Origin of the sequence: Luteimonas abyssi, from assembly GCF_001482195.1 — a bacterium.
Taxonomy (GTDB): Bacteria; Pseudomonadota; Gammaproteobacteria; order Xanthomonadales; family Xanthomonadaceae; genus Luteimonas; species Luteimonas abyssi.
In genome coordinates this window covers 3,616,326-3,635,789 of the sequence record NZ_KQ759763.1, presented here as the reverse complement: position 1 = coordinate 3,635,789, position 19,464 = coordinate 3,616,326, and the positions used below count along the sequence as shown (strand labels likewise).

The following is a 19,464-nucleotide window of genomic DNA, read 5'->3' as shown; positions in this document are numbered from 1 at the left end:
CGGAACCGGCCTCAGCGCCGCATTCCTTTCTTCTTTCGCACTCCGACGTTTCCGTCGAGGTGAGCCGCCCATTCTAGCGTGCTTTTCGCTTCCGTCAACACCTTTTTTCGAAGGTTTCGACGCGCGCCCCGCTGGACCGGAGTCCTGCCTCGCCGTCCGCGGAAGTCCGCTTCAGAGAGCCGGTGAAGGCCGTGTCATCTGGCCGTCACTGGAAGGGCGCGCATTGTGCGATGCGTTTGCGAAAGATGGAAGCCCTTTCGCGAAATTTTTTTGCATCCGTTCAATCGGGACGTCGACGACCGCCGCACGACGACGCTCGTCGCGAGCGCACGTCAGTCCACGACGCGGCAGAACACCGCCTTGAGATAGCGCGACTCCTGCACATTGGCGAGAAACGGATGGTCCGGACCGGCGCCCGACACCTTGAGCACCTGCACGGTGCGCCCGGCATAGAAGGCCGCACGTCGCAGCATGTCGAGGAACTGTTCCTCGCTGACGAGTCCCGTGCACGAGAACGTCGCGAACAGGCCACCGGGCTTCACCACGCCCAACGCGAGCTTGTTCATGTCGAGATACTTCTTGAGCGCGGGAATGACCTGCTCGCGATCCCGGGTCATCTTGGCCGGATCGAGCACGACCACGTCGTAAGCATCGCCACGCGCGGCCGCGTCGCGCAGCCACGGGAAGATGTCGGCCTGCACGAAGCGCATGCGCGCGTCGTTCAACTTCGCGTTGCCGCGCGCGATGTCGAGCACGGCCTCGTCGATGTCGATGCCGACCACCTCTTCCGCGCCACGGGCAGCGGCGTAGATCCCGAAACCGCCGGTGTTGCAGCACAGGTCGAGCACGCGCTTGCCGGCGACGCGATGCGACAGCCACTCGCGGTTCTCGCGCTGGTCGGCGAAGAAGCCGGTCTTGTGCGCGCCGGCCGGGTCGGCACGGAAACGGATGCCGTACTCGGTGATGATCGAAGCCGGCACCGGCTCGGTGCCGCGGAAGTCGAACGACTCCTGCTTCTGCACGTGATCGTCGGCGAAGCTGTAGAAGCGGCAACCGGGGAATTCGGCGCGCAGGGCGTCGTAGATCCATTCGCGGTGGCGGAACATGCCGGCACTGAAGAACTCGACCACGAGCAGGTCGCCGTAACGATCCACCACCAGCCCGGACAGGCCGTCGCCCTCGCTGTGCACCACGCGCCAGGCATCGGAGATGTCATCCAGGCGCAGCACGTCGCGACGCAGGCGGACCGCCTCGGCGATGCGGCGTGCGAACCAGCCGGCATCCACCGGGACGTCGGGATCGGTCTCGAGAATGCGCACCGCGATGCGCGAATGGCCATTGTAGAAACCGCGGCCGATCCAGACGCCGTCGACGCCGGCGACATCGACGATGGCGCCGGGCTTGGGGCGCTGGGCCGGCTTCTCGACCAGACGCTGGAAGATCCAGGGGTGGGTGGACCGCCACGCATTCTTGAGGCGGACGGTCTGAAGGGGGGAGTTGTCCATCCGCGAATTCTAAGCGAGGCCGCCTCCGCGGACGCGCGGTGGCCGACGCGCCGAGCCGGTGGATGGCACACGGCCGGCGCGCGCGGCGTCCGATGTTGGCGGTCGCGTGCCCGGTGCAGCGCGCGGAAGCCGCACCGTACGGACGCGGTTCGAGGCTCGCGGGGCGAGGGCACACGCGACACGGCGGCGGTCCACACTGTCCCGCCCCCCGTAGGCTTGCATCCCGGCGCGGTGGCGCCATCCTCGGGGCATGCACCTGGACATGCCCGACGACCCCATCGACCCGGCCGCCCAGCGCGTCGCCGACCGGCGACGCCTGGCGATGGCCGCCAAGATCAGCCTGACCTTCGTTGCGTTGCTCGGCGTGATGTTCGGCGTGCAGGGAATGATGGACTGGACGCCGTTCGCGGTCCGCCCGCTGGAACCGGCCGGCCTGCTGGGCCTCCTCACCGCGCCGCTGCTGCACGGCTCGCCGACGCATCTGGTCGCGAACGTGTCGGCCCTGCTGCTGCTGGGAATGCTGTCGCTGACGGTGTATCCGAAGGCGACGCTGCGGGCGCTGCCGCTGATCTGGCTGGGCAGCGGGCTGGGCGCCTGGCTGCTCGGAGATGCCGGCTCGCGCCATCTGGGCGCCAGCGGGGTGACCCACGGGTTGATGTTCCTGGTGTTCGTGCTCGGCCTGCTGCGCCGCGACCGGCCGTCGATCGCGGCCGGCATGATCGCCTTCTTCTTCTACGGCGGCATGTTGCTGACGATCCTGCCGCAGGAGCCGGGCGTGTCCTGGCAGTCGCATCTGGGCGGGGCGCTCGGCGGCCTGGCGGCGGCGTGGCTGTTCCGCCGCGCCGATCCGGTGCCGCCACGGCGACGCTACAGCTGGGAGATCGAGGAAGAAGAGGCCGCACGTGCGGCGGCGCTGGATGCCGGCACGTTCGAACCGGCGTCGCCGCGCGACGTGCCGGTGCTGTGGCGGCGCGCCCCGGAGCAGCGCGGGGTGGTGCTCGATTTCCCCCAGCGCCGGCAGGATGCGCCGCCCGGCGATTGAGCGGACGATCCGGCCGGCGATCCGTCCTCCCAGCGACAGCGCTCCCGCGCTGTCCGGGCACGCGCGACGATGGTCGGGGAGGGCGGTGCACCGCACTGGATGGAGCCGGCGCGGCGTTCGTCGCCGGGAGCGCCGCATGGGCGGGCCGCCGGGCCGAGCCTGCATAATCGCCGGCGACCTTCTGCCGGACCGGATGCATGCGCCGATTCCTGATTCCCGTGGTGCTGGCGATCGTGGCGATCGCCGCATTCGTGTTCGTGGCCGGCCGCGACGGCGACGCGCCGCCATCGCACGGCACCGACGGCGCCGAACTGCCGCCGCTCGCCGATGCGATGCCGCAATCGTCCGATCCGGCATCGCAGCGCATCGAAGCCGATCTCCGGCGCCTGGCCGACGACGCGATGGAAGGCCGCGAAACCGGCACCCGCGGTTACGATCAGGCGGCGGCGTACGTGGCCGCACGGCTGGCCGATGCCGGCCTAGAGCCGGCCGGCGATGAAGGCGGCTTCTTCCAGACCGTACCGTTGCTGCGCGCGACGCTGGAGGAGGCGGGCGCGCGGCTGGCGGTCTCGCGCGCGGGCCGCACGCACGAGCTGCGCTTCGGCGAGCAGTTCCTGCCGTGGGCGAACTTCAACGCGCCGGCGCATGCGCTGGAAGCCCCCGCCGTGTTCGTCGGCCACGCCATCCACGCGCCGGAGATCGATCACGACGATTTCGCAGGGCTCGAACTGGACGGACGGATCGCGGTGTTGCTTCCGGGCACGCCCGAGGCCTTCGACGACCCGCACCGCGCGCTCCACGCCTCGCTGCAGGAGAAGTTGGCCGCGATCGCCGCGCGCGGTGCGGTGGGCGCGGTGCTGGTGGGGACGCCCGAATCCGAGGCGCGCCTGCCGTGGGCGCGGCAGCGCGCGAGCTGGCGCAACGCGGCGATGCGGCTGCGCGATGTGGACGGCGGCGCCATCGATGGCTTCCCGCAGCTGCAGGCCGTGGCCTCGGTGGGGGTCACGGCCGCCGATTACATCCTCGCCGACGGGGAGCGCACCGCGGCCCGGCTGTTCGACGACGCCCGGGCAGGCAGGCTGCGCGGCTTCGAGCTGCCCGGCACGCTGGCGCTGGCGGGACGTACGCACCTGGAGCCGTTCGCATCGCGCAACGTGGTCGCGCGCCTGCCCGGACGCGACGCCGCGCTGGCCGGCGAGAGCGTGGTGCACACCGCACACCTGGACCACGTCGGCCTGGCCGCCGATGGCGACGGGGACGCCGACCGCATCCACAACGGCGCGCTCGACAACGCCATCGGCGTGGCGATCATGCTGGAGGCCGCGCGCACCCTGGTCGATGCCGGCCCCACGCGGCGCAGCCAGCTGTTCGTCGCCACCACCGGGGAGGAGCAGGGCCTGCTGGGCGCACGCTGGTTCGTCGAGCAGGCGGCGGCGGCCGGACACGAGCCGGTCGCCAACATCAACATCGACATGCCGGTCCTGCTGGCGCCGAGCACCGATATCGTGGCGATCGGCCGCGAGCACTCGAGCCTGGGCGACACGGTCGACGCCGTCGCGGCCGAACTGGGCATCGAGGTGTCCGACGATCCGTTCCCGGAGGAGGTCACCTTCGTGCGCAGCGACCACTACGCGTTCGTGCGTGCCGGCATCCCGGCGCTCTATCTCGACGGCGGCACGATCTCGGCCGACGGCGAACGCGATCCGAAGGTCGCGCTGACCTATTACCTGCGCAACTGCTACCACCAACCTTGCGACGATGCCTCGCAACCGATCCACTACGACGACGCCGCGCGCCTGGCACGGCTGTCGGCCGCACTGGCCGCGCGCGTGGCGGATGAGGACGCCCGTCCGGTGTGGCGCGATGGCGATTTCTTCGGGGAACGGTTCGCGCCGTCACGATGACCCGCAGCGGCCACACGGGGATCGCCTGCGTGACGATGCTGATCGTCACCGCGGGGCTGGGCGCGACGGCCCGCGCGGACTGCCTGGACTGGTCCACCGCCGACGTGCGCGATGGCCGCATCGAAGCGCTCCCGGACGTCGGCGAGCTGCGTTACCGACAGGCCGCCGAAGCGGTCGGCTTCGGGCATCACCGCCAGGCGCTGGCGCTGCAGTGGCGCGGTGACGACGGCCGGCTGCACGCGCAGGTGGTGTTCGATCGCATCGGCAGCGAGACGTTTCCGGCACTCGTCCCCGACGCCGACGGCCTGGGCGTCCGTATCGTCGACTGCGCGTTTCGCGGGCCGTGCCGCGAGCGCATCGCGCACTACGGATACGACTCCGCCAGCGGACGGTTCCGGGAAGCCGTGCGCTGGGCAGCGTTCGAATTCGATCCCGACGACGACACCTGGCGGCCGGCCCCCGCACCGGCGCCCGAAGACGACCGCTTCGGCGACGCCGCCGCATGCGATCTCCAGGGCGTGTTTCCGGACACGAACCGCTGACGCCGGGAACAGCTGCGGGGCGGTCCGCCACCCCGCCTCGGCCGGCACGTCCCGTGCATCGGACGCCCGACGGTCATCGCATTGCGGATTCTTTCAGTCGGTCGTGCCCGCGGCTGCGTATGCTGGCGCGTCGCTTCCGGCCCGGCCCTCCCATGCGCCACGCATCCGCTTCGTTCCGCCCGTTCGGTCTCGTGCTCGTCCTGGCGCTCGCCGCCTGCGGCGGTCGCGAAGTCCGTGAACCGACGCCCGTGCGCACCCCGCCAGCCTCGACGGTCCCCGCACCGCCTCCGCCACCACCGTTGCGCATCGGGCTCGCGCTGGGCGGCGGCGCGGCCAAGGGCTTCGCGCACATCGGGGTGATCAAGATCCTGGAGGCGAATGGGATCGAGGCCGATGTGGTCGCCGGCACCAGCGCCGGCAGCGTGGTCGGCGCGCTGTACGCGAGCGGCCTGGATCCGTTCGCCCTGCAGGAGCGGTCGGTGGCGCTGGACGAGGCCAGCATCCGCGACGTGCGGCTGTTTTCCGGCGGGCTGATCCAGGGCCAGAAGCTGCAGGACTACGTCAACGCGCAGGTCGACCGCCGGCCGATCGAGCGCCTGGGCAAGCCCTTCGCCGCCGTGGCCACGCGGCTGGACACCGGCGACCGCGTGGTCTTCGTGCGCGGCAACACCGGGCAGGCGGTGCGTGCATCGAGCAGCGTGCCGGGTGTGTTCGAACCCGCGCGCATCGGCCAGCACAGCTACGTCGACGGCGGGGTGGTGAGTCCGGTGCCGGTGGATGCCGCGCGTCAGCTCGGCGCCGACCTGGTGATCGCCGTGGACATCTCCACCCGTGCCAGCGGCAGTACGCCGCAACACCTGCTGGGCATCGTGAACCAGTCGATCGCGATCATGGGGCAACGCCTCGGTGCCGAGGAGCGCGCGCGGGCGGAGGTGGTGATCCGGCCGCAGGTCGACGAGATCGGCCCGGCCAGCTTCGAGCAGCGCGCGCAGGCGATCCTGCAGGGCGAACGCGCCGCGCTGGCGGCGATGCCGCAGATCCGCGCCGCCATCGCCGAGCGCGAGCGGCAGCGCGCGGCGGCGCTCGCGCCGCGGCCGGCCCCGACCGCGCCGGAACCGGCGGCCGACGAGGTCGATTGCGGCAGCACCTGGGTGCGCCGGCTCAATCCGTTCCGGCGCGATGCGCAGGTCTGCGGCTAGCGCGACGCGCGTTCGCTCCTGTCCGGCGCCGACGGACCGCCGTTCCGGACGGGTTCCGGTGCGCCAGGCCGTGCCGGTGCGTGTCAGATCGTTTCGCCGGCGTGCGGCACGACCTCGTCACTGCGACGCGGCATCAGGCCGGCCGGCATCAGACCGGCTTGATCGCGCGCGTCGCCACCGCGACCGGTGCGTAACGTCCGAACGGCATCGCGGTCTCGGCCCAACCGTCCTCGTACAGCCCCGTCAGCATGAAACCGGCCTCGAGCTGGCCGCCGATCTGGTCCTGCAGCGAGTGGCCGAACTCGGCCGGCCGGCCGCTGCGTTCGAAGCGGGCGCGCGCGTCGGCATCGAGGCTGCCGGGCTCGGCATACGGTGCCGGGTACTTCGCCACCAGCTGCCCGCTGTCGGTCGATTCGTCGAAATCGAACAGGAACAGCGCCGGGTTCATGAAGCCGACCAGCAACACGCCGCCCGGCCGCAACACACGGTGGCACGCGTCCCACACCGGCCGTATCTCGGGTACGAACACGTTCGACACCGGATGGAAGACGAGATCGAAACAGCCGTCGCCGAACGCGGACAGATCGCGCATGTCGCCCTGTACGCAGCACAGCGGCAGGCCGTGGGCCTGCGCCAGGGTGCGGTCGCGATCGAGCTGCGCGTCGGAGAGGTCGAAGCTGGTCACCGTGGCGCCGGCCGCCGCCAGCACCGGCGCCTGCTGTCCGCCGCCCGAGGCCAGGCAGAGCACGTCGCGGCCTGCGACGTCGCCGAACCAGTCGCGCGGCACCGCCCGCAGCGGCGTCAGCACCACCGACCAGTCGCCGGTGCGGGCCGCCGCGATCGTGTCGGCGTCGACCGGAATCGACCACGCGCTGCCGCCCTCCGCCTCCCGGTTCCAGGCGTTGCGGTTGTAGGCGATCACATCCATTTCAGCGCGACGCGAGCGCGCGGGCGATCTTCCGGTCGGTCTTGTACTGGCTGAGCGCATAGACGGACCAGATCGCGGCCGGGATCCAGCCGATCAGGGTGATCTGCAGCACCAGGCAGATCAGGCCCGCGAACGGGCGGCCGATGGTGAAGAACTGCAGCCAGGGCAGTAGCAGGGCGAGCAGAAGGCGCACGGTCCGGACTCCTTGTCGGCCACGTTCCCCCTGGACGGGCGCCGCCGGTGGCCGCGGCGAGCCGGCACAGTGTAGCGTCAGCGTTCCGCGGCCTCGCGCGGCAACGGCAGGCCGCCGAACCGCTTGACGGTGCGCAGCACGAAGCTGGAATTCACGTCCGCCACGCCGCTCTCGTTGAGCAGGCGGTCGAGCAGGAACCGCGAGAAGTGATCGAGATCCTGCACGATGACGTGGAGCAGGTAATCCATGTCCCCGGTCAGCGCGTGGCAGGCCACCACTTCATCCCAGGCGTCGACGGCCGCGGCGAAGCGCTCCACCGTGACCGTCCCATGGCGCTCCAGCTGCACACGCACGAACGCCTGAAGCCCGAGGCCGATGCGCTCCGGATCGACCTCGGCCCGGTAACCGGCGATCACGCCGTCCCGTTCCAGCCGCTGCACCCGGCGCAGGGTGGCCGACGGCGACAGGTGGACGCGTTCGGCGAGCTCGGCATTGGTGAGCCGGCCTCCGCGCTGGAGTTCCGCCAGCAGCAGGAGGTCGAGGCGATCGAACACGGTCGACGACATTTTATTGCGTCATATCGTTGCAGATGGTCGATATGTTGCGCCAATTCCGGGATGTCGAGCAACAACGCAAGCAGATTGCGCGGTTTCAGCGCTAGGCTGGAAATCCACATCGCCGCCCGGGAGCGCGCCATGAATGCCGTCGAGACCACGCCACGCCGCGTCGAGAACCTGCACACCGACAAGGGCAAGGTGCCGGTCTATGCCACCGGCATCGTCGAGCAGCCGTGGGACGGCTACAGCGCCGACGACCATGCGACCTGGGCCACGCTGTACGCACGCCAGCGCGAACTGCTGGTCGGCCGTGCCTGCGACGAATTCCTGCAGGCGCAGGACGCGATGGGCATGACCCCCGACCGGATCCCGAAATTCGCCGACCTCAACGTCGAACTGCAAGCGGCCACCGGCTGGACACTGATCGGCGTGGAGGGCCTGCTGCCCGAGCTCGACTTCTTCGACCATCTGGCGAACCGGCGTTTTCCGGTGACTTGGTGGATCCGCCGCCCGGACCAGATCGACTACATCGAGGAACCCGATCTCTTCCACGACCTGTTCGGCCACGTGCCGCTGCTCATGAACCCGGTCTTCGCCGATTACATGCAGGCGTACGGGCAGGGCGGGGTGAAGGCGCACGGCATCGACCCCGAGGCGCTGCAATACCTGACCCGGCTGTACTGGTACACGGTGGAGTTCGGCCTGATCGACACGCCGGACGGGCTGCGCATCTACGGCGCCGGGATCGTGTCGTCGAAGGGCGAGAGCATCCATGCCCTCGACAGCGCCGCGCCCAACCGGATCGGCTTCGACCTGGAGCGGATCATGCGCACGCGCTACCGCATCGACACCTTCCAGAAGACGTACTTCGTCATCGAGGGCTTCGAGCAGCTGATGGAGGCTACGCGGCCCGACTTCACGCCGATCTATGCGCGTCTGGCGGCGCAGGATTCGCTGCCGGCCGGCGGCGTGCGCGACGACGATCGCGTGTTCCAGCGCGGCACCGGCGAAGGGTGGGCGACCGATGGCGACGTGTGAGCGCGATGCCGCACGCACGGCTTGATCGTACGTAGAAGCCGCTGCAGGCACACTGTGGGTTCCACGTCGCTGTCCCACGGAACACCATGCTCATGACCTGCCTGGCCTGCGCGATCGCGCAGGCCGGGGCCACTGCGCCCATCGAACGCCCGGCCGACGCCGCCCCGACCACGCCTGCCAGCACCGCGCGGACCCTCGATCGGGTGACCGTGCAAGGCACCCGCCTGCGCGGCGTCGGCGCGTTCGACACGCCGGCCTCCACCGCGACGGTGGATCTCGCCGCCGATCCGGCCCGGGTCGGTGCGGATGTCTCCGATGCGTTGGGCGGCGTGCCCGGCCTGCTCGCGCGCGACCGCCACAATCTGGCCCAGGACACCCAGCTGTCGATCCGCGGCTTCGGTTCGCGTGCGACCTTCGGTGTCCGCGGCGTCCGCCTGTACGTGGACGGCATCCCGGCGTCGATGCCCGACGGGCAGGGCCAGCTGTCGCACTTCAGCCTGACCGGCGGCGACCGGATCGACGTGATCCGCGGGCCGTTCTCGGCGCTGCACGGCAATTCCTCCGGGGGCGTGGTCGAAATGTGGAGTGCCGATGGCCGCGCCGGCGATCCCTGGCGGGTCCGCGCCAGCACCGGCAGCCACGACAGCCAGCTGCTGGCCACGCAACTGCTCGGCGGCACGCAGCGCACCGGCTACAACCTCGCGCTGTCGCGCTACGACACCGACGGCTGGCGCGACCACAGCGCGGCGCGGCGCGACATCGCCAATCTCAAGTTCCACGCGGACCTGGGCGCACGGCGCCGGCTGGATCTGGTCGCCAACTGGATCGACGTCGACGCGCAGGACCCGCTCGGCCTGACCGCCGACCAGGCACGCACCGATCCACGCCAGGCGGTGGCGGTCGCGCACCAGTACGACACCCGCAAGACCATCCGCCAGCAGCAGATCGGCGCGGTCTACGAGCACGGTCTCGGCGACGCGCAGACCGTGCAACTGCGCGCATACGGCGGCGGTCGCGACGTGGTGCAGTTCCTGCCGATCCCACCGGCGCCACAGGCCGGCCCGCTGCACGCCGGCGGCGTGATCGACCTCGACAACCGCTACGACGGCGTGGACGCGCGCTGGACCTGGGAGGGCGCGCTGGCCGCGCGGCCGTTCGAGATCACCCTGGGCACCAATCTCGACCGGCAGCGGCAGACCCGGCGCGGCTGGGAGAACTTCGTCGGCGAGCGGCTGGGCGTGCGCGGTGCGCTGCGTCGCGACGAGCGCAACACGTTGGAGAACGCCGACGGCTACGCGCAGGCGTGGTGGCAGTTCGCGCCGCGCTGGTCGCTGCTGGCCGGCGTGCGCCACAGCGAGGTGACGTTCGAGTCGGACGACTTCTACGTCACCGGCGCCAACCCCGACGACAGCGGACGCGTGCGCTACCGGCAGACCGCGCCGGTGGCCGGGTTGACGTTCGCTCCCGACGAGGCGGTACGCGTGTACGCGTCGATGGGGCGTGGCTTCGAGACCCCGACCTTCAACGAATTGTCCTATCGCACCGATGGCGGCGCCGGGCTGGCGTTCGACCTGCAGCCGGCGACCAGCGACAACCTGGAGATCGGCCTCAAATGGCGCGGCGCGGCGGGCTGGTCGCTGGAGGCGGCGCTGTTCCGCGCCGACACCGACGACGAGCTGGCGGTCGCGCGCAACGTGGGCGGGCGCAGCAGCTTCCGCAACGTGGGCCAGGCCCGGCGCCAGGGCGCGGAAGCCGCATTCGCCACGCCGCTGGGCGAGGGCTGGGACCTGCAGCTGGCGTGGACCTGGCTGGATGCCACTTTCCGCAGCGAATACGGTATCTGCCAGGCCGCCGGGTGCACCGTGCCCGACACCGTGGTGCCGGCCGGGACGCGCATTCCCGGCGTCGCCGAGCAGCAACTGCATGCCCGCCTGCGCTGGCGGCACGCGGACTGGTCGGCGTCGCTGGAAGGCGAGGCGCTGGGCGATGTGGCGGTCAACGATCTCGACAGCGAGCGCGCCGCCGGCCACGCCCTGCTGCACCTGGCCGGCAGTCGCGACTGGCGCACCCGCCACGGCAGGCTGCGCGCCTTCGCGCGCGTCGACAACGTGTTCGACACGCGCCATATCGGCTCGGTGATCGTCAACGAAGGCAACGGGCGCTTCTACGAGCCCGGTGCCGAGCGACGCTACACCGTCGGACTGCAATGGGATTGGTCGCGGGCGCCGGCGCCGGCCGGGTGATCGCGGCACCGGCCGGGCCGGGCGACCCCAGCCGTCGTCACAGCGGCGGATCGCGCAGGGCCCGCCGCCGGGACGATGAGGCGGGCGCTCACGTGACGCCGCGGCGGGGCGAGGGCATGCGCGCGTTATCATGGCCGGCCCCGCCGCCGCGCAGGCGGCGGTCTCGTCTTCCAGCCAGCGAGTCCCGCCGTGTCCGTTTTCGCACATGTTGAACAGGTTCCGGGCGATCCGATCCTGAGCCTGACCGAGGCGTACAACGCCGACGCCCGTCCCCACAAGGTGAACCTTGGCGTGGGCATCTATTACGACGAGGACGGCCGCATCCCGCTGCTGCGCGCGGTGCAGGCGGTCGAACGTCGCCTCGCCGACGAAGGCACCGCCCGCGGCTACCTGCCCATCGACGGCCTGCCGGCCTACACCCGCGCCACCCAGCAGTTGCTGTTCGGCGCGGACTCCGCCCTGCTCGCCGCCGGCCGCGTGGGCACCGCGCAGACGGTGGGCGGCAGCGGCGCGCTGCGGGTGGGCGCGGAGCTGCTGAAGCATGCGCTGCCGACGGCACGGATCGCGATCAGCAACCCCAGTTGGGAGAACCACCGCGCGGTGTTCGGCGCGGCGGGCTTCGAAGTGCTGGACTACACCTACTTCGACGCACAGCGCCACGGCCTCGACTTCGACGGCATGCTGGCCGATCTGCGGCGCTTCGAGGCCGGCACCGTGGTGCTGCTGCATGCGTGCTGCCACAACCCGACCGGCGCCGATCTGAGCGTGGACCAGTGGCGGCAGGTGATCGCCGTGCTGGCCGAGCGCGGCCTGGTGCCGTTCATCGACATCGCCTACCAGGGCTTCGACAAGGGCATCGAGGACGACGCCGCGGCGATCCGCCTGCTGGCCGAGTCCGGCATCTCGAACTTCATCGTCGCCAGTTCCTACTCGAAGTCGTTCTCGCTGTACGGCGAGCGCACCGGCGCGCTGTCGGTGGTGTCGGCCGATGCCGACGAGGCGCGGCGCGTGCAGTCGCAGATCAAGCGCCTGATCCGCGCCAATTACTCGAGCCCGCCCGCGCACGGTGCGCTGCTGGTCTCGGGCGTGCTCAACGAGCCCGAACTGCGGACGATGTGGGAGCAGGAACTGGGCGAGATGCGCACGCGCATCCATACCCTGCGGGAAGGACTGGTGTCGCGCCTGGAGGCAAGGGGTGCCGGCGATTTCGCCTTCATCAACGCCCAGGCCGGCATGTTCTCCTATTCGGGCCTGACCCGCGCGCAGGTGGATCGCCTGCGCGAGGAGTTCGCGATCTACGCGGTGGGCACCGGTCGCATCTGCGTGGCCGCCCTCAACACCCGCAACCTGGATTACGTGGCCGACGCCGTGTCCACGGTCTCCGCCGGCTGAGTCACCAGGCGCGGGCCGGATGCGCCCGCATGGTCTGCCGACGCCCCATTCGCGGTGTGTCGGAGGCCCGCGACGTGTTTCGTCCTGTCGTCTCGACCGCAGCCGGATCAGCCGGAAGACGATCCGTCCGCAAGTCCCGCGCGCTCGGCGACACGCCGACGTGCGAGACATCGCCGCACGAGCTGCAACGCGATCGCGCCCGGCCCCCAGGACGCCGGCGGATCGCAGCGCCTCCTTCGACATCGCGCCCGTGGGGAGTCCCTCCATCGGCAATGCGGCGCGGGGCGTCGCCAGGGTCCGGATCGGACCGGGAGGACCGACAGTCCGGTCTTTCAGGCGGGCGGTGGGGCATGGGCGTGTCGTCGAATGGCGGCGTCGGGCACCAGCATGGCGATCCGCTGCCGCACCGACTGCGGCCGGACGTCAGCACGGCGCCCTGCCGAAAGTCACTTTCGACGCCGACGGCATTGCCCTGGTCGGCATCGGCGTCGCAGCATGGCGGCATGCCTCACGCCTTGCGTACCCTGCTGCACCCGATGCACCTGGCCGCGTTGTGCGCGCTCGCCGCAGTGGGCCTGTCGTTGCGCTGGCTCCCCGGCGAACACGCGATCGCAGGTTGGCTGCTGCTGTTCGCGTTCGCCATCGCGATGTTCGTCTTCGAACCGATCCGGGTACGCGCGCCACGCGTCTCGCGCCTCGTCCTGGCGGCGATGCCGATCCTGGCGCTGGCCCTGGTGTGGTTGCATCCGCGGATCGGCACGCCCCAGGTCTTGCTGGTGATCTGGGCCGGACTGGTCGCCTCGTTCTGGTCGTGGCCACGGGTGCTTCCGGCGCTGCTGGCGGTCAATGCGGCGCAGCTGGCGATCCTGGTGGCCGCGGGGCATGCCGCGCCGCTGACGGTGACCCTGCTGTATCTGGGGTTCCAGGGCTTCGCCGCGCTCACCGCCCATTACCTGCGTACCGCCGAAGACGCACGTGATGCGCTGGCCCGCGTGAACGCCGATCTCCTCGCCACCCGCGCCCTGCTGGCCGACAGCGCACGCGACGGCGAACGCCTGCGCGTGGCGCGCGAGCTTCACGACATCGCCGGCCACAAACTCACGGCGCTGACCCTCAACCTGCGCGCATTGGCGGCCGTTCCCGGGCTTGCCGCGCGACCCGAGCTGATGCTTTCGCAGCGCCTGTCGTCCGAACTGCTGGGCGATATCCGCGACGTCGTGCAGGCCATCCGCGACGCGCGGGGGTTCGATCTGGCCACCGCCTTGCGTGCACTGGCCGCGCCGTTTCCGCGCCCACGGCTCGTGCTCGAGATCGACGACGACGTGCGGGTGGCCGACCCCGGCGTCGCCGAGGCGATCCTGCGCATGGTGCAGGAAGCCCTGACCAACAGCGCGCGCCACGCGAACGCACGCACCGTGCAGGTCCGCCTGGCGATAGACCGCGACGCCGATGCCCTGCAGATCGCGATCGAGGACGACGGCCGCCTGCCGGGCCCGCTGCAGGAGGGCAACGGGTTGGCCGGCATGCGCGAACGCATCGCGAATGCCGGCGGCGAGCTGCGCCTGTCGACCGGTACGCGCGGGGCGCTGCGCATCGATGCGAGCCTGCCGGCATGACCCTGCGGGTCGCCCTCGCCGACGACCAGGCCCTGGTGCGCGCAGGCCTGCGCGCCCTGCTGGAACGCGAGGACATCCAGGTCGCGTTCGAAGCCGACAGCGGCGAGGCGCTGCTGGAGGCGCTGGGCACGACGACCGTGGATGTGGTGCTCACCGACATCCGCATGCCCGGGCTGGACGGTCTGGAGGCCCTGCGCCGCCTGCGCGCGCGCGGCGACGCGACGCCGGTGCTGCTGCTGACCACCTTCGACGAACCCGACCTGTTGCTGCAGGCCGCAGACGCCGGCGCGCAGGGGTTCCTGCTCAAGGATGCCGCACCGGACGACCTGCGCGACGCCATCGCGCGCCTCGCGGACGGCGAGACATTGCTGCAGCCGGTGGCGACCGACCCCGTGCGCGCGCGCTACCGCTTCCACGACGACCGCGAGCCGCTGGATACCTTCAACCCGCGCGAGGTCGCGATCCTGCGTCTGCTCGCCGGCGGCTATTCGAACCGCGAAATCGCGCGCTCGCTGTTCCTGGCCGAGGGCACGGTGAAGAACTACGTGTCGGTGATCCTCGACAAGCTCGGCACCCGCGATCGCACCCGTGCGGTGCTCAAGGCGATCACGCTGCGGGTGATCTGACCGGCGACCACGACCAGAGGCTGCGCTCCGCGGCCGGGATCGCGTGTCGGATGCGACCTGTCCGGACAACGCCATGTGACGCGGCGATAATGGGCGACCCACGTCGCCGCAGGTGCCCCATGTCCGAAACCTCCCTGACCCGGTTCCTGATCGAGGCGCAGCGCGCCGGCCAGCTCAACGCGGAACTGCGGCTGCTGATCGAAGTGGTCGCCCGCGCCTGCAAGCGGATCTCGGTGGCCGTGGGCAAGGGCGCGCTGGGCGGAGTGCTCGGCGATGCGGTCGGCGACAGCGGCGGCGACAGCATCAACGTGCAGGGCGAGGCGCAGAAGAAGCTCGACGTGCTGTCCAACGACATCCTGATCGACGCCAACGCCTGGGGCGGGCACCTGGCGGCCTGCGCCTCGGAAGAGATGCCGCACTGCCAGCCGATTCCCGACGCGTACCCGCGCGGGCACTACCTGCTGGTGTTCGATCCGCTCGACGGCAGTAGCAACATCGACGTCAACGTCTCGGTCGGGACGATCTTCTCGGTCCTGCGCGCACGCGACGGCGTGCCGGCCGAGGATGCGCACTTCCTGCGGTCGGGCAACGACCAGGTCGCTGCCGGCTACTGCATCTACGGCCCGAGCACGATGCTGGTGCTGACCGTCGGCCACGGCACCCATGCGTTCACCCTCGATCGCGAGCAGGGCTCGTTCGTGCTGACCCGCCGCGACATGCGGATTCCGGAGGCGACGCAGGAGTTCGCGATCAACATGTCCAACCAGCGCCACTGGGAACCGGCGATGCAGGGCTATGTCGACGATCTGCTCGCCGGCCGGGAAGGGCCGCGCGGCAAGGATTTCAACATGCGCTGGATCGCCAGCATGGTCGCCGACGTGCATCGCATCCTGACCCGCGGCGGCATCTTCATCTACCCATGGGACCGCAAGGATCCGGACAAGCCCGGCAAACTGCGACTGATGTACGAAGCCAACCCGATGGCGATGCTGGTCGAGCAGGCCGGCGGCGCGGCGACCGACGGGCGGCGGCGGATCCTCGACATCGCACCGGAGCTGCTGCACCAGCGCGTGCCGGTCTTCCTGGGCTCGCGCGAGGAAGTCGACACCGCGACCGCGTATCACCTGCGGCACGACGCCGCCGGTCGAGAATCCGGCCGCTGAGCGTCGGGCGGTCGCACGCATTGCGCGGCCGCGGTCGCTCGGCCATGCTCGGCATCCGAACGGATCGAATGGCGCGGATCGAACGGCATGGGCGACTCCACCGAGGCTGATTCCATCGCAGCCGATTTCATCGAGGTCTTCCCCGGCGCGGTCGACGCATCCGTCTGCGCGCAGATCGTCGCGCGCATGCGCGACAGCGACGGGTTGGTCCCGGGCCAGGTCGGCGGCGGCTTGTTTCCGGAGCTCAAGCGCAGCCAGGACCTCACCCTGTCGGGGCGTGCCGAGTGGAAGGATGTCGAGCAGGCGCTCAATGTGGCCGTGTATGCGGGTCTGCTCGGCTATCTGCGGCGCTATCCGCAGGCATTGATCGCGCCCCTGATGCTGCAGCGACCGGAGCCCGGCGGCGGCACCCGGCGGCTGGACGCCGACGATGTCGCCGCGATGGACGACGCGGGCCTGGGCGAACTGGCGCGCACGTGCCTGCGCCCGGGCACGATCAACCTGCAGTGGTACCGGGACGGCGAGGGTGGGTATCCCTATTGGCACTGCGAGCTGTTTCCGCGCGACCCGCAGTGCGAGACCCTGCACCGCCACCTGCTGTGGACCGTGTATCTCAACGACGGCTTCGATGCCGGCGAGACCGAGTTCCTGTTCCAGCGCCGCAAGATCGCACCGCGTGTCGGCGATCTGCTGATCGCGCCGACCGCCTTCACCCACACCCATCGCGGCAACCGGCCGCGCGGGGCGGACAAGTTCATCGCCACCAGCTGGATCCTGTTCCAGCGCGCCGAGCGGTTGTACGGGGGCGCCTGAGCGGCCCCTCGCGTGCGGCGGCGTTCGAGGCGATCCGGCCCGTGTAGCGCACGAGTCGCGACATCGAGGAGGTCTAGGTCGAGGTGCGGCGGGGGACGTGTGGAGACGGCGGACGCCGGCCGGCTCAGGACGTCTGCGGCTGGTTGAGCACCAGCCAGTACAGCCCGACCTGGCGGACCGCACCGACGAATTGCTGGAAATCCACCGGCTTGCGGATGTAGCTGTTCACGCCCAGGGCGTAGGCAGCCTCGATGTCGAACGGTTCGTTGCTGGTGGTCAGCACCACCACGGGCAGTGCGCGCGTGCGGGGGTCGGCCCGGATCGCCTGCAGCACTTCGCGCCCGTCCAAGCGCGGAAGATTCAGGTCGAGCAGGACGATCGACGGCATGAGCTGCGGATCGCGGTCGGCGTGCTCGCCGCGCGCGAACAGGTAATCCAGTGCCTCGACACCGTCGCGCGTGACCACCAGCGGATTCGCGATCTTGGCGTCGATGAAGGCCAGTCGGGTCAACTCGACGTCGTCGGGATTGTCTTCGACGAGCAGGATGGGTTTTTCGCTCATGCAGCCAGGTCCTGTTGGGTACGCACCGAACCCGAACCGGTCCCCGTGGGAAGTTCCAGGTGGACGCGGGCGCCGTCGTCCGAGGATTCGGCCCAGATGCGACCATCGTGCCGTTCCACGATGGCCCGGGCAATGGCCAGACCGAGGCCATCGCCGCCGCCCTGATCGGGCCCGTGCAGACGCTGGAACGGTTCGAACATGCGGTCTGCGTACCGCATGTCGAAGCCGCACCCGGCGTCGGCGATGGTGACGGTGAGGCGGTCTCCCGTGGCCTGTCCGTGCACCTGGATCCGGACCTGGCCGCTGGCGCGCGAGAACTTCCAGGCGTTGTGCAGGAGCCGCTCGAACAGCTGCTTGAGCTGACGCTCGTCGCCTTGCACGTGCAGGTCGGGCTGGACCTCGAGCTGGGGCTTGAGCCCCGGTTCGAGATCCTCGAGCTCGGCGACGCTCCATTCGACCAGCATGCCGAGATCGACCTGCGCCATGCGCAGCTGCGCACGGGATACGTAGGAGAGTTGCAGCAGCTTCTCGATCAGGCCTTCCATCCGACCGGCCGCATCGCGGATGCGGCCCAGGTATTCGCGCCCCTGCGGATCCAGCCCTTCGGCGTGCTGCCCCATCAGCAACTGTGCGTAGCCGTTGATCGCGCGAAGCGGGGCGCGCAGATCGTGGGACAGTCCGTAGGCCAGCAGCTCCTCGCGATGGTGCACGCGTTCGAGGGCCGCTTCGGCCTGGGTGAGACGTCCGGCGAGGTCGTCCGGCAGCGGCGGCAGCGGATCGCTGGAACTGGGAACGGTCATCGACACGCGGATCAGATGAAGAACGCCCGAGTGTACCGAGGGCGAGGTGGCCTGCGTGTGGACGTCGCCCCGAGTCAGCCGGGATTCACCGCGCCCGCCCGGTTCGGCTCAGAACAGCTCGCCTTGGGGCGACGGCGCGCGCGGCGCCACGAACAGATCGGTGCGCAACGGCGACAGACCCGGATAGCCGAGCGTCCGCCGCGCTCGTGCGAAGCGAGCGGCGATCAGGTCGGCGAACGGCCCCTCGCCGCGCATTCTGCGGCCGTACGTGCTGTCGTAGTCGCGGCCACCGCGCATCTGCCGGATCAGGCTGGCGATGTGCGTGGCCCGGTCCGGGTAGTGCTGTGCCAGCCAGTCCCGCCAGATGTCCTTCAGTTCGTGCGGCAGGCGCAGCAGGACATAGCCGGCCGCCTGCGCGCCGGCGCCCCGGGCGGCCTCGAGGATGGCCTCGAGATCGCGATCGGTGAGCATCGGGATCACCGGCGCCACCAGCACGCCCGTCGGTACGCCCGCGTCGGCCAGCGCCGCCAGCGTTTTCAGCCGCGCATGCGGCGCGGCCGCCCGCGGCTCCATGCGCGCCGACAGGCGGTTGTCGAGCGTGGTGATCGACAGATGCACCGTGACCAATCCGCGCGCCGCCATCGGCCCGAGCAGGTCCAGATCGCGCAGGACCAGTGCGCTCTTGGTGACGATGCTGACCGGCTGGCCGACCTCGGCGCAGACCTCGAGGCAGGCCCGGGTGATGCGGCACTCCCGTTCGATCGGCTGGTAGCCGTCGGTGTTGATGCCCAGCGCGATCGGCGTGCAGACGTAACCGGGTTTGCCGAGCTCGAGGCGCAGGCGTTCGGCGGCGTTCGACTTGGCGAACAGCCGGGTTTCGAAATCGAGCCCCGGCGAGAGATCGAGGTAGGCATGCGACGGACGCGCGAAGCAGTAGACGCATCCGTGCTCGCAGCCGCGGTAGGGATTCACCGACTGGCTGAAACCGATATCGGGTGAGGTGTTGGTGCTGATGATGCTGCGCGCGCGTTCCTCGACGACGTGCGTCTTGAGCGGAGTCGGCTGGACGTCGGGATCGTCGTCGCGCAGCACGTCCCAGCCATCGTCCTCGAGCACGGTTTCCCGACGTTCGAAGCGCCCCGGGGTCCAGCCACCGGCGCCGCGCCCCTTGATCGGGGCCGCGCCGGGCGGGCGCTGTTTTCCGAACGGTCCGCGATGCGTCATCGGGGCAGTGTGCCCGGCGACGGTCGCAGCCCGTGCGACGGGGCGGCGGCGATGGCGCGCTCACGCGGCCTGCTGCGGACGTCGGACATCGCGCCCGCGCCCCCGCGCAACCGGGTC

18 protein-coding genes are annotated in these 19,464 nt (G+C 70.6%); 11 read left to right on the top strand and 7 right to left on the bottom strand.

The annotated features are described in order from the left end of the window. Nucleotides 1–332: 332 nt before the first annotated feature. Complete coding sequence (locus RG19_RS15645; protein WP_058836087.1) at nt 333–1,505, bottom strand: class I SAM-dependent rRNA methyltransferase; 1,173 nt, start codon at nt 1,503–1,505, stop codon at nt 333–335. A gap of 262 nt (nt 1,506–1,767) precedes the next feature. On the opposite strand from RG19_RS15645, the gene RG19_RS15640 reads away from it, so the two are divergent. From RG19_RS15640 to RG19_RS15625, 4 genes are all read left to right on the top strand, one after another. After that, nucleotides 1,768–2,547 carry a rhomboid family intramembrane serine protease gene (locus tag RG19_RS15640; RefSeq protein ID WP_058836673.1) on the top strand — a complete coding sequence of 260 codons (780 nt, stop codon included), beginning with the start codon at nt 1,768–1,770 and terminating at the stop codon, nt 2,545–2,547. A 197-nt stretch (nt 2,548–2,744) separates the two neighbouring features. Next, nucleotides 2,745–4,451, top strand: coding sequence for a M28 family metallopeptidase (locus RG19_RS15635; RefSeq protein WP_058836086.1), 1,707 nt, complete (start codon nt 2,745–2,747; stop codon nt 4,449–4,451). A gap of 29 nt (nt 4,452–4,480) precedes the next feature. Next, nucleotides 4,481–4,993, top strand: coding sequence for a hypothetical protein (locus RG19_RS15630; protein WP_157515301.1), 513 nt, complete (start codon nt 4,481–4,483; stop codon nt 4,991–4,993). A 152-nt stretch (nt 4,994–5,145) separates the two neighbouring features. Next, nucleotides 5,146–6,192: a patatin-like phospholipase family protein gene (locus tag RG19_RS15625; protein WP_058836084.1), complete on the top strand. Its 1,047-nt coding sequence runs from the start codon at nt 5,146–5,148 to the stop codon at nt 6,190–6,192. A 148-nt stretch (nt 6,193–6,340) separates the two neighbouring features. On the opposite strand, the gene RG19_RS15620 is transcribed toward RG19_RS15625, so the two are convergent. From RG19_RS15620 to RG19_RS15610, 3 genes are all read right to left on the bottom strand, one after another. Further along, a complete protein-coding gene (locus RG19_RS15620) occupies nt 6,341–7,120 on the bottom strand; it encodes a class I SAM-dependent methyltransferase (RefSeq protein WP_058836083.1) in 780 nt (259 codons plus the stop codon). A 1-nt stretch (nt 7,121) separates the two neighbouring features. After that, nucleotides 7,122–7,313, bottom strand: a complete 192-nt coding sequence (locus RG19_RS15615; protein ID WP_058836082.1) for a YqaE/Pmp3 family membrane protein — start codon at nt 7,311–7,313, stop codon at nt 7,122–7,124. A 77-nt stretch (nt 7,314–7,390) separates the two neighbouring features. After that, on the bottom strand, nt 7,391–7,879 hold the full coding sequence (locus RG19_RS15610; RefSeq protein WP_058836081.1) for an Lrp/AsnC family transcriptional regulator: 489 nt from the start codon (nt 7,877–7,879) through the stop codon (nt 7,391–7,393). 129 nt (nt 7,880–8,008) lie between these two features. On the opposite strand from RG19_RS15610, the gene phhA reads away from it, so the two are divergent. From phhA to RG19_RS15575, 7 genes are all read left to right on the top strand, one after another. Further along, on the top strand, nt 8,009–8,908 hold the full coding sequence (gene phhA / locus RG19_RS15605) for a phenylalanine 4-monooxygenase (RefSeq protein WP_058836080.1): 900 nt from the start codon (nt 8,009–8,011) through the stop codon (nt 8,906–8,908). An 86-nt stretch (nt 8,909–8,994) separates the two neighbouring features. Further along, nucleotides 8,995–11,151, top strand: a complete 2,157-nt coding sequence (locus RG19_RS15600) for a TonB-dependent receptor family protein (RefSeq protein WP_058836079.1) — start codon at nt 8,995–8,997, stop codon at nt 11,149–11,151. A 189-nt stretch (nt 11,152–11,340) separates the two neighbouring features. After that, complete coding sequence (locus RG19_RS15595; protein WP_058836078.1) at nt 11,341–12,543, top strand: amino acid aminotransferase; 1,203 nt, start codon at nt 11,341–11,343, stop codon at nt 12,541–12,543. A 503-nt stretch (nt 12,544–13,046) separates the two neighbouring features. Next, a complete protein-coding gene (locus tag RG19_RS15590) occupies nt 13,047–14,159 on the top strand; it encodes a sensor histidine kinase (protein ID WP_058836672.1) in 1,113 nt (370 codons plus the stop codon). Continuing rightward, entirely contained in the window at nt 14,156–14,785 is a 630-nt protein-coding gene (locus RG19_RS15585; protein WP_058836077.1) for a response regulator transcription factor, read from the top strand. The genes RG19_RS15590 and RG19_RS15585 overlap by 4 nt, the downstream gene beginning before the upstream one ends. Before the next feature lie 119 nt (nt 14,786–14,904). Continuing rightward, nucleotides 14,905–15,948 carry a class 1 fructose-bisphosphatase gene (locus RG19_RS15580; protein ID WP_058836076.1) on the top strand — a complete coding sequence of 348 codons (1,044 nt, stop codon included), beginning with the start codon at nt 14,905–14,907 and terminating at the stop codon, nt 15,946–15,948. 87 nt (nt 15,949–16,035) lie between these two features. Beyond that, nucleotides 16,036–16,761 (top strand): 2OG-Fe(II) oxygenase, encoded by a 726-nt coding sequence (locus tag RG19_RS15575; RefSeq protein WP_058836075.1) that lies wholly within the window; start codon nt 16,036–16,038, stop codon nt 16,759–16,761. A gap of 124 nt (nt 16,762–16,885) precedes the next feature. Here the strand turns inward: RG19_RS15575 and RG19_RS15570 are convergent, their stop codons facing one another. From RG19_RS15570 to RG19_RS15560, 3 genes are all read right to left on the bottom strand, one after another. Beyond that, on the bottom strand, nt 16,886–17,323 hold the full coding sequence (locus tag RG19_RS15570; RefSeq protein WP_058836074.1) for a response regulator: 438 nt from the start codon (nt 17,321–17,323) through the stop codon (nt 16,886–16,888). Then, complete coding sequence (locus tag RG19_RS15565) at nt 17,320–18,123, bottom strand: sensor histidine kinase (RefSeq protein ID WP_157515300.1); 804 nt, start codon at nt 18,121–18,123, stop codon at nt 17,320–17,322. Before RG19_RS15565 ends, RG19_RS15570 begins: the two co-directional genes overlap by 4 nt. Nucleotides 18,124–18,231: 108 nt before the next feature. Further along, nucleotides 18,232–19,347, bottom strand: coding sequence for a PA0069 family radical SAM protein (locus tag RG19_RS15560; protein ID WP_058836072.1), 1,116 nt, complete (start codon nt 19,345–19,347; stop codon nt 18,232–18,234). Nucleotides 19,348–19,464: the final 117 nt, after the last annotated feature.

Coding starts and splice junctions, on each gene's coding strand:
- RG19_RS15635 (WP_058836086.1), top strand. CDS start 2,745: ATGCGCCGATTCCTGATTCCCGTGGTGCTGGCGATCGTGGCGATCGCC.
- RG19_RS15600 (WP_058836079.1), top strand. CDS start 8,995: ATGCTCATGACCTGCCTGGCCTGCGCGATCGCGCAGGCCGGGGCCACT.
- RG19_RS15575 (WP_058836075.1), top strand. CDS start 16,036: ATGGGCGACTCCACCGAGGCTGATTCCATCGCAGCCGATTTCATCGAG.
- RG19_RS15620 (WP_058836083.1), bottom strand. CDS start 7,120: ATGGATGTGATCGCCTACAACCGCAACGCCTGGAACCGGGAGGCGGAG.
- RG19_RS15645 (WP_058836087.1), bottom strand. CDS start 1,505: ATGGACAACTCCCCCCTTCAGACCGTCCGCCTCAAGAATGCGTGGCGG.
- RG19_RS15640 (WP_058836673.1), top strand. CDS start 1,768: ATGCCCGACGACCCCATCGACCCGGCCGCCCAGCGCGTCGCCGACCGG.
- RG19_RS15570 (WP_058836074.1), bottom strand. CDS start 17,323: ATGAGCGAAAAACCCATCCTGCTCGTCGAAGACAATCCCGACGACGTC.
- RG19_RS15585 (WP_058836077.1), top strand. CDS start 14,156: ATGACCCTGCGGGTCGCCCTCGCCGACGACCAGGCCCTGGTGCGCGCA.
- phhA (WP_058836080.1), top strand. CDS start 8,009: ATGAATGCCGTCGAGACCACGCCACGCCGCGTCGAGAACCTGCACACC.
- RG19_RS15565 (WP_157515300.1), bottom strand. CDS start 18,123: ATGACCGTTCCCAGTTCCAGCGATCCGCTGCCGCCGCTGCCGGACGAC.
- RG19_RS15625 (WP_058836084.1), top strand. CDS start 5,146: ATGCGCCACGCATCCGCTTCGTTCCGCCCGTTCGGTCTCGTGCTCGTC.
- RG19_RS15610 (WP_058836081.1), bottom strand. CDS start 7,879: ATGTCGTCGACCGTGTTCGATCGCCTCGACCTCCTGCTGCTGGCGGAA.
- RG19_RS15590 (WP_058836672.1), top strand. CDS start 13,047: ATGCCTCACGCCTTGCGTACCCTGCTGCACCCGATGCACCTGGCCGCG.
- RG19_RS15560 (WP_058836072.1), bottom strand. CDS start 19,347: ATGACGCATCGCGGACCGTTCGGAAAACAGCGCCCGCCCGGCGCGGCC.
- RG19_RS15580 (WP_058836076.1), top strand. CDS start 14,905: ATGTCCGAAACCTCCCTGACCCGGTTCCTGATCGAGGCGCAGCGCGCC.